The 14,882-nt window shown below is 63.6% G+C and carries 15 protein-coding genes and 2 pseudogenes; 6 read left to right on the top strand and 11 right to left on the bottom strand.

All coding sequences use genetic code 11. The features are described from left to right. On the bottom strand, positions 1-449 hold a 449-nt coding region (locus I71_RS32295; protein WP_042703954.1), incomplete at its 3' end, for an IS5/IS1182 family transposase. Positions 450-529: 80 nt separating this feature from the next. Next, complete coding sequence (locus I71_RS39045) at positions 530-811, bottom strand: hypothetical protein (protein WP_199902316.1); 282 nt, start codon at positions 809-811, stop codon at positions 530-532. Between I71_RS39045 and I71_RS32290 the strand changes: the two genes are divergently transcribed. Then, entirely contained in the window at positions 704-1,930 is a 1,227-nt protein-coding gene (locus I71_RS32290) for an ISAzo13 family transposase (RefSeq protein ID WP_042703952.1), read from the top strand. The genes I71_RS39045 and I71_RS32290 overlap by 108 nt on opposite strands. Positions 1,931-1,935: 5 nt before the next feature. Continuing rightward, positions 1,936-2,544: pseudogene (locus I71_RS32285) on the top strand (IS630 family transposase); the annotation flags it as partial. Positions 2,545-2,807: 263 nt separating this feature from the next. Here the strand turns inward: I71_RS32285 and I71_RS36680 are convergent. Then, positions 2,808-3,872, bottom strand: a complete 1,065-nt coding sequence (locus I71_RS36680; RefSeq protein WP_083897500.1) for an acyltransferase — start codon at positions 3,870-3,872, stop codon at positions 2,808-2,810. A 294-nt stretch (positions 3,873-4,166) separates the two neighbouring features. On the opposite strand from I71_RS36680, the pseudogene I71_RS40365 reads away from it, so the two are divergent. Next, positions 4,167-4,445 (top strand): annotated as a pseudogene (locus I71_RS40365) (recombinase family protein); the annotation flags it as partial. Between the two features lie 259 nt (positions 4,446-4,704). On the opposite strand, the gene I71_RS32275 reads toward I71_RS40365, so the two are convergent. The 4 genes from I71_RS32275 to I71_RS32260 all read right to left on the bottom strand — a co-directional run bounded on the left by I71_RS32275 (position 4,705) and on the right by I71_RS32260 (position 7,613). Continuing rightward, entirely contained in the window at positions 4,705-5,364 is a 660-nt protein-coding gene (locus I71_RS32275) for an alternative oxidase (protein WP_042703950.1), read from the bottom strand. Positions 5,365-5,751: 387 nt separating this feature from the next. After that, a complete protein-coding gene (locus tag I71_RS32270) occupies positions 5,752-6,282 on the bottom strand; it encodes an Rrf2 family transcriptional regulator (RefSeq protein WP_042703960.1) in 531 nt (176 codons plus the stop codon). Between the two features lie 87 nt (positions 6,283-6,369). After that, entirely contained in the window at positions 6,370-6,786 is a 417-nt protein-coding gene (locus I71_RS32265; protein ID WP_042703948.1) for a cupin domain-containing protein, read from the bottom strand. Positions 6,787-6,857: 71 nt separating this feature from the next. Then, positions 6,858-7,613: an SDR family oxidoreductase gene (locus tag I71_RS32260; protein WP_042703946.1), complete on the bottom strand. Its 756-nt coding sequence runs from the start codon at positions 7,611-7,613 to the stop codon at positions 6,858-6,860. 478 nt (positions 7,614-8,091) lie between these two features. On the opposite strand from I71_RS32260, the gene I71_RS32255 reads away from it, so the two are divergent. Both I71_RS32255 and I71_RS32250 read left to right on the top strand, forming a co-directional pair. After that, entirely contained in the window at positions 8,092-8,820 is a 729-nt protein-coding gene (locus tag I71_RS32255) for a hypothetical protein (RefSeq protein WP_049976448.1), read from the top strand. A gap of 281 nt (positions 8,821-9,101) precedes the next feature. Next, positions 9,102-9,662 (top strand): Rrf2 family transcriptional regulator, encoded by a 561-nt coding sequence (locus I71_RS32250; RefSeq protein ID WP_083897501.1) that lies wholly within the window; start codon positions 9,102-9,104, stop codon positions 9,660-9,662. Between the two features lie 73 nt (positions 9,663-9,735). Here I71_RS32250 and I71_RS32245 read toward each other — a convergent pair whose 3' ends face one another. Next, the gene (locus tag I71_RS32245; RefSeq protein ID WP_042703944.1) at positions 9,736-11,442 is read right to left on the bottom strand and encodes an FAD-dependent oxidoreductase; all 1,707 of its coding nucleotides are present in this window, start codon (positions 11,440-11,442) and stop codon (positions 9,736-9,738) included. A gap of 400 nt (positions 11,443-11,842) precedes the next feature. Between I71_RS32245 and I71_RS32240 the strand changes: the two genes are divergently transcribed. Continuing rightward, the gene (locus tag I71_RS32240; RefSeq protein WP_042703942.1) at positions 11,843-12,802 is read left to right on the top strand and encodes an AEC family transporter; all 960 of its coding nucleotides are present in this window, start codon (positions 11,843-11,845) and stop codon (positions 12,800-12,802) included. A 78-nt stretch (positions 12,803-12,880) separates the two neighbouring features. Here the strand turns inward: I71_RS32240 and I71_RS32235 are convergent, their stop codons facing one another. Genes I71_RS32235 through I71_RS32225 form a run of 3 tightly spaced genes read right to left on the bottom strand, consistent with a single transcriptional unit; the run spans position 12,881 to position 14,731 of the window. Continuing rightward, positions 12,881-13,648: a 3-ketoacyl-ACP reductase gene (locus I71_RS32235; protein ID WP_042703941.1), complete on the bottom strand. Its 768-nt coding sequence runs from the start codon at positions 13,646-13,648 to the stop codon at positions 12,881-12,883. Further along, the gene (locus I71_RS32230; protein WP_042703939.1) at positions 13,645-14,466 is read right to left on the bottom strand and encodes an SDR family NAD(P)-dependent oxidoreductase; all 822 of its coding nucleotides are present in this window, start codon (positions 14,464-14,466) and stop codon (positions 13,645-13,647) included. The genes I71_RS32235 and I71_RS32230 overlap by 4 nt, the downstream gene beginning before the upstream one ends. A gap of 13 nt (positions 14,467-14,479) precedes the next feature. After that, entirely contained in the window at positions 14,480-14,731 is a 252-nt protein-coding gene (locus tag I71_RS32225) for an FAD-binding protein (protein ID WP_042703937.1), read from the bottom strand. Positions 14,732-14,882: the final 151 nt, after the last annotated feature.

The following is a 14,882-nucleotide window of genomic DNA, read 5'->3' as shown; positions in this document are numbered from 1 at the left end:
CGGTGCCTCTCCAAGTGCCACTCGCCCTGCCCGAACACCTTCAGCCCGGTGGAGTCGATGACCACGGTGGCCGGCCCGTCCGTCGCCGCCAGGGCCGACGCCACCTCCAGCTTGGCGCTGCGCCGGGAAAACGCCGTGTGGTCCGGGACCGACAGTTCCAAGCCGAGCAGGCGCATGAGCGAGCCCAGTAAGCCCTCGGTCTGCCGCCACGGCCGGCCGAACGCCAAGCGCAGCATCAGCCCGGCTTCGACCGCGATGTCCGCGTAGCGGGAAGGCCGGCCACGCCGCCCCGTGGCGGGTGGCGTCCACGCGGCGATCGCCTCCGGCGTCACCCAGATGGTCAGGTCTCCGCGTCGGCGCAGCGCCGCATCGTAAGCTGCCCAGTTCTCAACCCGATAGCGGGCCTTCGGGATCTTGTGACGACGGCTTTCGTTCGCCTTGTACGGCATCCAGCTCTCGGCTCCAGAAGGGGCCAATCCTTTACCCGCAGCCCTCTTCGATTGCCAGTCTGCCGATTTGTGCACCAACGTCACGGGCAGGGGCTCACAGCTGAAACCACAATTTTCTTATCCTGATTGCGGAACATTTTGTGGACGATAGCCAAAGGCGGCCATAAGGCATTGGGCCAAAATAGACGAATCGAATGGTCTGGTCGTGCGGTAGGGGATTCTCGTCTGGAGTCGGAGCCTGTAGCTTCGGTTTGATGATTGATGAAGCCGCGCTCCGCCGCCAATACGCCCTGCTGCGTCCGAGCCTGGACGAGCGAGGCCGCCGTCTGTTCGCCGCCACGCAAGCGCAGGCCCTTGGGCATGGCGGGATCGCTGCGGTGGCGCGGGCCACCGGGATCGCGCCGAGCACGATTGGGCGCGGTTTGAAGGAGATCGCCACCGGCGTGCCGCCGTCGGGGGCGCGGTTGCGCCAGCCGGGCGGTGGACGCAAGCGGTTGACCGACCGGGATCCTCTGCTGGAGCGCACCCTGCTGGACTTGGTTTCCCCGATGACGCTGGGTTGCCCGGAGCGTCCGTTGCTGTGGGTGTCGAAGAGCCTCGAGAAGCTGGCGGCGGCGTTGCGGGACAAGGGCCATCGGGTGTCGGCCAACTCGGTGCGCCGCCTGCTGCGCCGGCTCGGCTTTTCCCGCCAGGGTAACCGTAAGGCCAATGAGGGACGCGGGCATCCCGACCGCGACGCACAGTTCGAGCACATCAATGCCCAGGTGCAGGCTTTCCAGGCAGCAGGCGCTCCCGTCATCTCGGTGGACACCAAGAAGAAGGAGTTGATCGGCCCCTACAAGAATGCCGGAACCGATTGGCGCCCCGAAGGGGAGCCGCGGCGGGTGAACGTGCACGACTTCGAGGACAAGGACCTCGGCAAGGCCATTCCATACGGCGTCTACGACGTGGCCGAGAACGCCGGGTGGGTGAGCGTCGGCGTGACCCGCGACACCGCCCAGTTCGCCGTCCAGGCCATCCGTCGCTGGTGGGAGACAATGGGACAGGCCCGCTATGCGCAAGCCGACACGCTGATGATCACGGCGGACGGCGGTGGCTCCAACGGCAGCCGGGTTCGGCTGTGGAAAGTGGAGTTGCAGAAGCTCGCCGACGAAACCGGCCTCACCATCAGCGTCTGCCACTACCCGCCGGGCACCTCGAAATGGAACAAAATCGAGCACCGTCTCTTTTGCCACATCTCGCAGAACTGGCGTGCCAGGCCGCTGACCAGCCGCCTCGCCATCGTCGAACTGATCGCCGCAACAACCACCAAGACCGGCCTGACGGTCGCCTGCGAACTCGACACCACCGATTATGCCAAGGGCATCAAGGTCTCCGACGCGCAAATCGATGCCCTCGCCATCACCCGCAACGACTTCCATCCAGAGTGGAACTACACCATCGCCCCAAAATCGCAAAACAGCGCACTTAATTTGGCGTAGTTCCTAAGGTCGAGGACATCGTCGGCCTCTACATGGACCCGCCCTGCCACGCAGTGGTTCTGTCCATCGACGAGAAGAGCCAGATCCAGGCGCTCGACCGCACCCAGCCGGGTTTGCCGCTGAAGCCCGGCAGGTGCGGGACGATGACGCACGATTACAAGCGCAACGGCACCACCACGCTGTTCGCCGCGCTGAACACCCTGGACGGCACCGTGGTCGGCCGCTGCCTGCCCAAGCACACCCACAAGGAATTCATCAAGTTCCTGAACGCCGTTGAGCGCTTGGTGCCGGTCGGCAAGGTGATCCACGCGATCGTCGACAATTACGCCACCCACAAGCATCCCAAGGTGCTGGAATGGTTGGCCGATCACCCGCGCTGGGTCTTCCATTTCACGCCCACCTCAGCCTCCTGGATCAACGCCGTCGAGGGCTTCTTCTCCATCATCACCCGACGGAGCATCCGGCGCGGCGTGTTCAAGTCCGTGGCCGACCTCCAGGACGCCATCGCCCGCTACATCCGCAAGCACAACAGGGCATCCAGGCCCTTCGTCTGGACCAAGCCCGCCGACACCATCCTCGATAAACTCAGCCGTTTGCCTGCACCTTCTGAATGAGTCAGTGCACTATGGACCATTTTATGGTTCCAACGTTGCGTTTTATGGTTCCAGATTTCGTCGATTTCCCAATGAAATCAAAGGGCCGCAATTGCACTTTATGGTTCCTTCCAGATGTCAGTTCTTGATGGAACCATAATGAGATGGTCCCCGTTTCCCGGACAGTCGGATAAGCTTGGTTCGCCCAGGAAGAAGGACGGACCCGATGACGGGGAAACGGGGACCATCTCATTAGCGGATTGCGCTTCACTTTGTCGCCAATACTATGCTTGCTCTTTGACAGCAGAGCCTTCGTCAACTTGACGGCGCCCGATTGAGTCTCGGCTAACCAAGCGGCTGGAAACCCAGGCGGATCTCGCACGATTGATACCGGTGTCCCACACTTTCCAGACGATAATCGACAGGACGATGACCGACACCCATACTCCCATCGCAGGGACGAGGCGTTCCCGAAATCCGCCTTCGATATGGCTGAACCATTCGGTACCGCCCCAATGAATTAAATAAACGATAAATGATAAATCTGCCAATGCACCATCAAAGCGACCGCCCCGCATCGTGGTCGTAAAAATTGCGTAAGGTATGATAAGAAGAGCAACGATTACGTTAGCCAGTCCGTTCCACACGTAAACAGGCTCTGGATGCGCTCCTCCAAGCAAAATGCCGTGCCAAGGCGAAAAAATGATTCCCAAGACAAAGGTCATCGCTGCTACACCAGATATTAGTGCGATCCCGTTATTCGGCCGCCAATTCCGCGCGGCCGCGGACATCCCAACGGCGAAGAAGACCAAAAATTTAGGAAGCACGTAGGAATCAACGCCCATGGCCGTCAGCGCTGCAACTACCGCCAGGGGCACCAATATATAAATATGGCTTATTCTCTTGAACGCAATAATCATCAACGGCGCTACGACATAGAATTGCATCTCCATATCAAGAGACCATGCAGGAACAACGGGCAGGAACGGAAGATTGCAATAAAAGAGCGCGAACGTCTGAGAGAAAATAAAGTGAAATTCTTTCATGGGACTCGAAAAAATGGCGTCTAGCTTTTCACCGAGGTAAAATAGCTCAAATGCAACGACAGACCATGTGATGATTGCAAAGTTTGGAATAATTCTCCATGATCTTGAGACAATATATGTAAAATACGGAGATTCAGTATTAGAGTATTTATTTTCCCACATTCGAAATATCCAGAATCCGCTAAGGGAAAAAAATACATAAACGGCGGAAGTTCCGAGGGATAAACGACTCATGTGGTGCGCAAATACAATTGCCGCAAGAAAAAAACGAAAAATACCAGGTCCAACCAACACCGCCATCATTCTTACCGCGATTGCTTATCGGTTTTAACTGATTGCAGCTATCGAAGAAATGGACGTTTCTTGGGCATGCCTTCGCGGCGCACCACCCTTAGCAAAACTGCGGGTTTCATGGTAGAGAAAGTGGTTCGACATATCAATGTCGAATTTGGTCGCGCCCGGACGGGTTTGTGGGCAGGGTGAGGTGCTTCACGTGCTGATTGGCTACGCGCGCATTTCCACCGATGATCGGAACCTCGCCTTCAGCTTGACGCGCTTCGCGCCGCCGGCTGCGAGGGGGTCTACGAGGACCGCAAGTGCGGAGTCGATGCCGAGCGCCCCGGTCTCAATGGCGCCCTGGACATGGCCCGAGTCGGTGACACCATCGTCGTATGGCAGCTTGATCGCCTCGGTCGGTCGCTGGAAGACCTGATCCGGCTGGTCGAGCTTCTTGAAGGCAAGGGCGTCGGCATGCGCAGCCTTCAGGAGGCCATCGACACCGCATCGAGCGGCGGCCGGCTCGTTTTCCCTGTTTTCGGCGCACTGGCGGAGTTCGAGCGTAATCTCGTCCGCGAGCTCACCTTGATGGAACTATAAAACCTTACGAGAGCACCCATATAACGCACTCGCTGGAGCCGTAGAATGGTTCGCAGCAACCGTGTTTGAAAATGGCTGCCGGAGCCGATAGACACTGAGACTAATAAAAATGCGCACTAAATAATATATAAATTCATTGTGGCATATCATCCAAACGTAAATAGACGGCGACGCGGTTGTCCAGACGGCGTGTCATCTTTTTTCCTCTCCTGGATTTCGGCCCCTCCCCCCGGGGGCAGGGGAGGGGCCAAGGGCCCTGTCACGCGGCTTTGCGCGGCTCCTCACGGTGGTGCGCACCGGAAGGCTGGCCCGCCAACCTATCGGCGAAGTCATGGTTCACGTCGCGGTGGTTTGCTTCGTCGTTGCGGACAGCGAGCACAACGTCACGCAGGGTCGCGGTTTCCGGAAGCTGCCAGTAATCGATGGCCAGGCGCGGGGCCGGCGGGTTGGCATGCCGGCCGGCGTCGATTTCGGCGAGATAGCCGGTGTAGCTGATGACGGCTTCCTCCTCGAAATAGCCGACCACGCGGTGGGCCGTCTTCGGCGAGATCAGGTACAGCAGGAAGAACGCGTTGTAGAAAGCACCCTGGGTCAGCAGGATCAGGACCCGTTCCAGCCAGTTCGGCCTTGCCACCTCGATAAAGGTCATCAGGTGCATGCGTTCGTTCTCGGCCTCGTCAAGCAGGGTGCGAATCCAACCCTGGTCTTGCTGCATGCGGCGCAGGCAGCGCAGATGCTGCAGTGTGGCGCCGACCATGCCCGGAACCGCCGCCACTGTTTCCAGCACGATGGCGCGATGCCCGTAGCGCTTGGCGAAGAAGGTGTCGGCCAGCAGGCGCAGCGCCTTGGTGAAGCCCAGCGCGATGCGGTCACTGATGTCGCTCGGCGTGTGATGTGTGGTGAGGATGAGAGTCTTCATGATGTGAGCTCCTTGGCTCTGGTGCGCTGGCGTGCCCGGTCGACGTGGCCGACGGCGTCTTCAGCGTGAGTGGGTATCGGGTGGGTCGGGCATGTCGCCGGTGGCGCCAATCGCGCGATGTCACGGCTATAATATGTCTATGAAATACATCTTTAAGAGCGGACAAAGTGTCGCACCTCTGTTCGTAAAGATCTCCGGGTGCCCCTTCCTATCGGGTTCATATCGGGCATGGAAACAGATGCTGGGCGGAGTGTGCCGCTAGGAGAGGGGCGAGGATGGGTAAAAATTCATTGAGAATATATGTTTATAAGGATCGAACCGTTCGCTGTGCCGGCTTCAGGCTCAATGCCTGATGCGCTGCCCTTCGCTTCCGGATCGAGGGGCGTCTCAACTGGATTGCGATGGGCGTGTTGTGGTCCGGGCGCTGAGCCGGTCCCGGATCCAGTGGGCGATTTCGTCGGAGAATTCCGCCGGGGCCTTCCGGCCGAATCTATTGGCGACACTGGCCAGTGTTTCCTGGGCCAACTCTGCCCGCATCGCCTTTTCTGCACGCAGCATCACCGCATGCACCGCACAGACACCGGATGTCGCCCAGGAGGGCGGACGCTGGCCGAATACCGCACAGCGACCGCGGACTTCCTGGCAATCGAAAAGCGGCTTGTTGCCTTCGATCGCATCGACGACGTCCAGAAAGGTGATGTCTTCCGGTGCTTTGGCGAGCCGATAACCACCGCGCACGCCTTCGCTGGCCATCACAAGCCCGGCCTTTTCGAGCTTCGGGAAGATCTTGGCCAGAAAAGAGGGCGAGATGCCCTGCAGTTCGGCCAGATCACGGCTGCTCAATGGCTGGTTGCCCGATGAGACCAGCCAGAGAAGGCAGTGAATGCCATACTCGACGCTGACGGTGAGATGTGCCATGGCCGGTTCCGATGGAAAACAGAAGAACAGGGACATTAATAATCCGCGTTTCCAAGCGCAAGCCATCCCTGTTCCGCAACTTCCCCGTCATCTCTTGTCCGGCGTGGTCAGCTCCGTATCGGCGGTGTCGACCACGAAGACTGCAAGGAGCTTCGCCGGCTTGGTGTCGCTGGCGTTGGCGCTGACCCCGTGATGGTCCCCCGGCAGTTCGGTGAAGTTCTCGCCCACCTGATAGGTTTTGGTCGGGCCGTCATTGACCCTGCTGCGGATCGCCCCCTCCAGCACGGTGGCGTAGATGAGCGCCGACTTCGCATGGGTATGGGCAGGCGAATATCCGCCCGGACCATACTCGACCAGCACACCCTTGACGCTCTTGCCGGGCACGTCGGGCAGTGCGTGTTCGTAAACCAAGGTCACCTTGGCATTTTTCGACTGGGGGGTATCGGCAAGGGCCGAGGCGAATGGCAGGGCCGCGACCAACAGGGGGGCGATAAAGCGCTTCATGGGGCTGCTCCTTCGGCAGTCGACGGTTATGATTGGGCGCCGGGTGACAACGCCCCGTGGCGGAAAGTCGTTCAGGCGTCGGCCTTGGACCGTTCGAGCCAGCCGGTCAGGCCGATCCGGCCGAGGCGGGCCGGACCGGTGGGGACCAGGGAAAACTCGGTGACGCTGCCGCCGAAATAGCGGGCTGCCGGATCTCCGACGGCGTTGCGGCGGTCGCCCACTGACTTGAGATACCGGCCGATGATGTCGGCGAAGGGGCCGCAATCCGGACCGGCGATGTCGATGCGTCCGTTGAGCGGCTGCGCCAGCACAGTCTCGGCCAGGATGGCGGCCACATCGTCCGCGGCAATCGGCTGGAACTGCACCGGCGCCAGCCGCACCGTATCGCCATCGGCATGGCCGTCGGCGATGCCGGCGAGGAATTCCAGGAATTGGGTGGCGCGGACGATGGTGTAGGGAATGCCGGACCGCGCGATCAGCCGCTCCTGCTCCACCTTGGCACGGAAATAGCCGAGGTCGGCGACGCTGTCGGTGCCGACGATCGACAGGGCGACATGGTGGCGGACACCGGCCTTCGCCTCGGCCGCGGCCAGATTGCCGCCGGAGGTCCGGAAGAAGTCGCTCACGACCTTTTCGTCGAAGGACGGGGCATTGGACACGTCGACGACGGCTGCGGCGCCGGCCAGCGCCTCGGCCAATCCCTCGCCGGTGATGCTGTTCACGCCCTTGCTGGGCGAGGCGGCCACGACCTCATGACCGCTGGCGCTCAGGATGGCGACAAGCTTGGAACCGATCAGCCCCGTTCCACCGATGACGACGATTTTCATGAGTCCCTCTCCTGTCCGACGGGCATCCGGTGCCCGATTGAAAAGCCGGGAATGGCGGCGGCGGGCGTTCGAACCTTGCGGATCACCGCGATCCGGCGGCCCATCCAGTAACGCGGACACTAACAGTCCGTGTTTCTGCGTGCAAGCGGAAAACGGAGATGGTTTTTGTCTGCGTTTGGCGACCGAGTGACGAAGCCGCCGGTGGGACCGTTCAGTCCCGGTCCGGGCCGGTGAAACGCCACTCATTGCCGAATGGGTCGTGGCTGCAGCGCAGGCAATTATGGTTCGCCAGATCCTCCAGGTTTTGGGGAATGCCGTGCCGTTCCAGATAGGCCGGCGCCGCGCACGGCACATGCCGCCAGGTCGAATCCTTCGTCCACGATGTCCACCGAAGTCTCGCCGATGGGCAATTCCACCGAAATCGCCGGGTAGCGCGCGACGAAGTCACCGATCACCGGCTCGATGAAGCGGGCGAGGTGTGTGCCGATGTGCAGGCGAGCGAGGTCGCCCTCGCTTTCGCGCAGAAGGAAACACCATCATCACGCTTCTGCCCAAGGCGCAACAGTCCACCGGCCTCGCCCTGTTCGCCCTGTTCGCCCTGTCGGCGGCCTTCGCCCCGGCGATCGGGGCGACCATCGGCGGCAATCTGACGGAAAACTGGGGCTGGCAGTACATCTTCTACGTCAATCTGATCCCCGGCTCCGTGATGGTCGGCCTGCTGAAGTCAGACGACTGGCCGGGGATCGTCGCCATGGCGGTGGGGCTCGGCACGTTGCAGACCGTGCTGGAGGAGGGCAACAAGGAGGACTGGTTCGGTTCGCCCTTCATTCCGCGGCTGGGCATCGTGGCGGCGGTCTCGCTGGGGCTGTTCCTGTGGATCGAGCTGCGCAGCGCCCGGCCGCTGCTGAATCTGCGGTTGCTGGTGCGTCGCAACTTCGGCTTCGGCATCCTGGCGAACGTCATGCTTGGTGCAGCGCTCTACGGGTCCGTCTTCGTGCTGCCCGTCTACCTGTCGCGCGGTGTCACCGACCCGCTCGACACCGGGCGCCGCGCCTATGTCGCCATCGGCGCGGTGGTGCGCAAACAGGCCTTCGTCATGGCGTTCAGCGATGCCTTCTTCCTGCTGGGGACCGCCCTGCTGGTCGCCCTGTTCGCGACCCTGCTGCTGGAGAAGCCCGACCATTCGGGCGGGAGCGGCGCCCATTGAACGGCAGCGCTCGCCCGACAATCCCGAGGGATGTCATGAGACACCGATCCAGCCGACCGGCGATCACCCATTCCTGGCCTGCCGCCTGATCGCACCGCATTTGTCGGAACCTACAGCCTGATAGGGTTCGCCGACCCGGTCGACCTCTATGAACGGTCGGCCCGCAACCGGAAATGCCGCTTTTGTAATGCCGGCGCGGAAAGCAACGGCCGGATCGGTCGATTGCGAATTTTAAGCGGCATGGGTACAATGATGTAGAATCCATGCAGGTTTGGTCGGCGATGCGTTTGTCGAGCTATACGGATTACGCGCTGCGCCTGCTCATGTACCTCGCCGTGCGGCAGGAGGGATTGCCGACCATCAGCGAGATCGCGCAGGTGTACGGCATTTCAAAGAACCACCTGATGAAGGTGGCGCACGACCTGGGACGCGGCGGCTACATCGAAACGGTCAGGGGACGGAACGGCGGGCTGCGCCTCGGCCGCCCGGCCGAGCAGATCCGGATCGGTGAGGTCGTCCGCTACACCGAGCAGGACATGGCCATTGTCGACTGCATGGGCGCGCTGCAGGACGCGCCCCTCTGCCGGTTGAGTCCCGCCTGCACCCTGCGCAGCGCCCTGCACGAGGCGTTGCAGGCGTTCCTGGCGGTCCTTGACGACTATACGCTGGACGGCATCGTCCGTCACCGCCGCAGCATGGCGTCGATGCTCGGCCTTCCGCAGCCTCCCGTTTTCCATAGCGAAGAACGGGCGGAGGCGGGTGAGATGGTGCCGAATTCCGCCAGTCGGCCGCACAAGCCCGATGCCGACCGCCGGATCCCGCGGACCCGCTGCAGGGGATGAATTGGCCAATCCATGAGGCCGGGCTGGGCCGACGTGGCTCCTGGCCATCTGGGTGTCGATTGCGGTCGAACAATCACGCCGGCGCCCCCGCGAGATGCCGCCCGGTGATGTAGCCGAAGGTCATGATCGGGCCGAGCGTGATGCCGGCCCCCGGATAGTCGCCGCCCATGATGCTGGCCTGATCGTTGCCGACCGCGTAAAGGCCCGGGATGGGCTCCCCGCTCCGGTCGAGCACCCGGCCGACCGTGTCTGTCTTCAGCCCGTCGAAGGTGCCGAGATCGCCCATGACCACCTTCACGGCGTAGAAGGGACCCTTGCGGATCGGAGCGACGTTCGGGTTCGGCTTGTGGTTGGGATCGCCCAGATACCGGTTGAAGGAGGTCGTGCCCCGGCCGAATTCCGGGTCCTGGCCCGTCTCCGCCCCCTGGTTGAAGATGCGGACGGTGGCTTCAAGCCCGGCCGGGTCGATGCCGGCGGCGCGGGCAAGCTCCACGAGGCTGTCGCCCGTCTGCAGATAGCCGGACTTCAGGAACGGCCGCAGCGGAACCGGCGCCGGCTTGACGAAACCCAGGCCGTATTGACGGATCGTCGCATGGTCGCAGATCAGCCAGGCGGCGGTCTCCGGCTCGTCTTCGCAGGCGCGGATCATCGCCACGCCGAAATCGTGGTAGGAGTTCGCCTCGTTCACGAAGCGCCTGCCTTTGCGCGTGACGGCGATGACGCCGGGTTTGTAGCGGTCCACCAGATGCGGGAACAGGCCGGTGCGCCCGCCGCCCAGCGCCACCTTGGACACCGGGATCCAGGCGGCGGCGCTCGGGAACCGGTCTTCGATCCCAGCCCCGACGCTCTCCGCCATGCGGATGCCATCGCCCGAGTTGCCGGCGGGGGTCGGCGACAGATGCTCGTGCCCCTTGGCGACGTGGGGGTACAGCGTGGCGAGCCGCCGGGCGTCATGCGGGAAGCCGCCGCAGGCCAGCACCACGCCGCGCCTGGCCTCGATGCGGACGGCACCGTCGGGTCCCTGGACATGGGCGCCCCGGATCCGGCCGTCCTCGACCCACAGGGCGGTGGCCGCCGTGCCGGTGCGGATCGGGATGCCCAGATCCAGGGCCGACTTCGCCAGCCGCGCCGCCAGCGCGTTGCCGCTGGTCGCCTGGACGCCGCGCCGGTAGAGCGCCAGCTCCACCATGTGGCGGGCCAGCCGCTTGCCGACATAGAGGAAGGAGGACAGCGACTTGGTGACGTTGAAGAAATGCTTCAGCTCGTTGTTGCTGGAATTGAACATCATTCCCATGAAGGTGATGGTCTCCAGCGGCGGGCGAAGGCGGGCGATGTCGCGGCCGAGCCGGCGGATGTCGTAAGGCGCGGCGGTCACCGAACGCCCGATGTCCACGCCGCCCTCGACGGTCGGGTGATAGTCGGGATACTCCGACGCGACGAACTTGACCTCGGTCTCGCGCTCGAAGAACTCCAGCATCTTCGGCCCTTCGTCCAGGAAGGCCGTGACCGCGTCGTCGCGAAAGAAGTTTCCGGTTTCGTTTTTCAGGTAGGTGCGGGCGGCTTCCGTGCTGTCCTGCACACCGCGCTGCCTGGCGTGGTGGTTGCCGGGGATCCACAGGACGCCGCCGGAAAAGGCCGTGGTCCCCCCGAAGAAGGACTCCTTTTCGATGACCACGACCTTCAGGCCGTTCTTGCGCGCGGTGATCGCGGTCGACAATCCACCCGCGCCGGAGCCGATCACAAGCACATCGCAGGCTGTCTCATCATAGGACTTTTTCATGGGCGCTGGAACTCCTCCATCGTCACGGGCTGCGGTCTCCGGGTGGGCCGGCCGCCTGCGTCCGTTCATTTTTCTGGGATTTCTGGACGCAGGGTAATCCGCCCCACGGAATATCCGCCAGGGACGGAACCGAGAAAGTCTGGCACTTTTTTTCAGCAACGCGGGATCGTGGCGGTCAAGGGTAGGGCGAGGCGCCGGGGCCGCCGGGATGCCGCGGCGGGCGCATGGCTGCCCTGACTTCCGGCAGGGCCAGTGTGTTGGATGGAAAACGTACGAATTGGTACATTTGTAAAACCGGCTGGCCCGGAACCGCGGAATAGCGTTCGGCAGGGCAAGCCGTCCTCCGGGCATCGCTTCCCCGCCCGTCGTTCTCCAGATCAGAGCCGATTGCGGATCCCCAATGCCAAACACACTGATGATCGTCGGGCCGATTTTCATTCTGATCAGCGTCGGCTATGTGGCGGTGCGGGCGGGCGTCATGTCCAAATCGGACACGAGGACGTTGGGCAAGCTGGTCATCAGCTTCGCCCTGCCGGCGCTCCTCTTCCGGTCGCTGTCGCAGCGCTCTTTCTCGGAAATCCTGAACACCAGCTATCTGGTGGCTTACGCCGCCGGGTCCCTGGCGGTGATGGCCATCGGCGTCAGCATCGCCTATTTCCGGCAAAAGAAGACCTTGCAGGCAAGTGCCCTCTACGGGATGGGAATGTCCTGCTCCAACAGCGGTTTCGTCGGCTATCCCATGCTGTTGCAACTGCTCGGGCCACCTGCCGCGGTGGCGCTGGCGCTGAACATGCTGGTGGAGAACATCCTGCTTCTCCCGCTGGCCATCGCCCTGGCGGAGAGCGGCCGGCGGAGCGGCACGAACCCGTTCAAGGTCTTTCTGAGAAGCTGCGGCGGGTTGCTCAAGAACCCGCTGATCCTGGCGATCATCGCGGGCATGGTGTTCTCCATCTTCGGGATCGCGCCACCGGAGCCGGTCTCCCGCGCGGTGGACATGCTCGCCACGGCGTCGGGCGCGGTCGCCCTGTTCGCCGTCGGGGGAACGCTGGTCGGGCTTGAGGTCAGGGGAATGGCCGGGGACATCGCCCAGGTGACCATCGGCAAACTTCTGCTGCACCCGTTGATGGTCTTCGCCACCTTGCTGATGCTTCCTCCAATCGACCCGAAGCTGCAGGTCGCGTTGATCGCCAGCGCCTGCGTCCCGATGCTCAGCATCTACCCGATCTTCGGGCAGAGATATGGGCAGGAAGGCATCTGCGCGGCGACCCTGCTGGTGGCGACGCTCGCCTTTTTCCTGTCGATCAGCGTCGTGCTTTGGATGATGGAACGCAGCGCGCTTTTCGGGACCTTCGCGCAGTAGCAAGGGGGGCGGCCACTGCGCCGCCCCCCTGGAAACAATGCTTGGAATCAATGCTCCGGAACGACCGCACTTCGACGATCAGACCTTGGCGATCTGCAAGCCGCCGCCGACCGCGATGGCCTCTCCCGTCACATAGGTGAAGGTGCCGGCGGCGAGAGCGGCAACCGCCTGCCCCACATCCTCCGGCGTGCCCCAGCGCCGTTCCGGCACGCCGCCGGATTGGATGTAGGCGTCATACTGGCCGGTCGCCGCCGCCGTCATGGCGGTGCGGATCAAACCGGGCCTGACCTCATAGGTGGCGATGGCGTGCTCGGCCAGGCGCAGCGCGAACAGCCTGTTCATCATCGCCAGCCCGGTCTTCGACAGGCAATAGGGGCCGATCGATGGATAGGCGATGGTCGCGGAGGAGGAGGAAATGGTGACGATGGAGCGGTGCGCCTTCCCCGGCCCGTCGGCGACCATCGCCTTCGCCACGGCCTGGGTCAGGAAGAAGGTGCCGCGCAGGTTGATGTCGAGCAGGCGGTCGTAATCCTCCGGCGTCACCTCCAGAAGATCGCCGCGCCGCGGGGTCTGCACTCCGGCGTTGTTGACGAGGCAGGCGATGGGGCCGCACTCCGCGCGCAGCGCGGCGATGGTCGCCGGGTGCTTCCCGACATCGGCGATGTCCATCTGCACGAAGCGGAAGCGTTGTCCCTCCGCCTCGACCAGACGGCGGGTCTCGGTGGTGTCCCCGGTCTCGGCGAGGTCGGCGCACAGCAGGTCGAAGCCGCGCCGGGCCATCGCAACCGCGATGGCCCGGCCGATGCCCCGGTTGGCCCCCGTGACGAGGGCGAGCGGGCTGGTCATGGATGGTCCTTTCCACTGTCCGTCCCTTGGGGCGCACGCTTCGGCAGACCGGGAACGTGGCTCATGATCGAGCTGGAATAGCCTCCGTCGACGCAGAGATTCTCCCCCGTCACATAGGCCGCGTCCGGCCCCGCCAGGAAGGCGACGGCGGCGGCGATATCCTCCGGCAGTGCCACCCGGCCCAGCGGCACCAATCGGGCACGCCTGGCCGCGACCTCCTCGTCCGCGTAGATCCGCTCGGTCAGGGGCGTGCGGGTCATGCCGGGCGATACGACGTTCGCCCGGATGCCCTGCGGCCCCCATTCCTGCGCCATCTGCCGGACCAGCATGATCAGTGCCGCCTTCGACGAGGAATAGGCCCCGCCGCCGGCATGCGGCTGCATCCCGGACATGGAGGAAACCGCCACCACCGCCCCCCGGCTGTCGGCCAGCGCCGCATGGGCCGCCTTGGCCAGCAGCCAGGTCGCCCGCGTGTTGACGGCGTACAGCCGGTCCCAGCCTTCCAGCGTCAGATCGGCCAGTGGCGCCGGCCCCATCATGCCGGCGTTGGAGACCAGGGCGTCGAGCCCGCCGCAGACCTCCAATGCCCGCTCCACGACGCGTTGCGGCGTGTCGGGGTCGGCAAGGTCGCCGGTCGCCACCTCCGCGCGGGCGCCCTGGTCCCGCAGGTCCGCCACCAGGGCCTCGACCTCCGGGCGGAGGCTGCGGACGGTCAGCAGGATGGCCGCTTCGTCGCCCCGTTTGCGGGCGTCGGCGACGAGCCGGCGGCACACGGCGCCGCCGATCCCCTCGCTCGCCCCGGTCACCAGTGCGCGCATATCGCTTCTCCTTTTATGCGGCGGCCGACTGCCGGCGGGCCTGGATGGCGGCGCCGGCCGCGTGCCGGGCGGCGACGAAGGCGAAGGTGATGCCCGGCCCGATGGTGATGCCCGGCGCCGGGTAGACGCCGCCCATCACCGAGTTCATGTCGTTGCCGCAGGCGTAGAGGCCGCGGATCGGACGGTTGTCGGCGTCGAGCACCTGCGCGTTCACATCGGTGACAAAGCCCGTCGCCGCGCCGATGTCGCCGGCGTAGAGCTTCACGGCGTAAAAGGGCCTTCGCCGATGGGGCCGAGGTTCGGGTTCGGCTTCTGGTTCGGGTCGCCTTTGGCGCGGTGATAGGCGGTGGTGCCGCGCCCGAATTCCGGATCGACGCCGGTCCTCGCATACTCGTTCATCCTGGCGACCGTCTCGC

Origin of the sequence: Azospirillum sp. B506, from assembly GCF_000333595.1 — a bacterium.
Taxonomy (GTDB): domain Bacteria; phylum Pseudomonadota; class Alphaproteobacteria; order Azospirillales; family Azospirillaceae; genus Azospirillum.
Note: the sequence above shows the minus strand (reverse complement) of the source record. Positions and strands in the feature narration are given on the sequence as shown.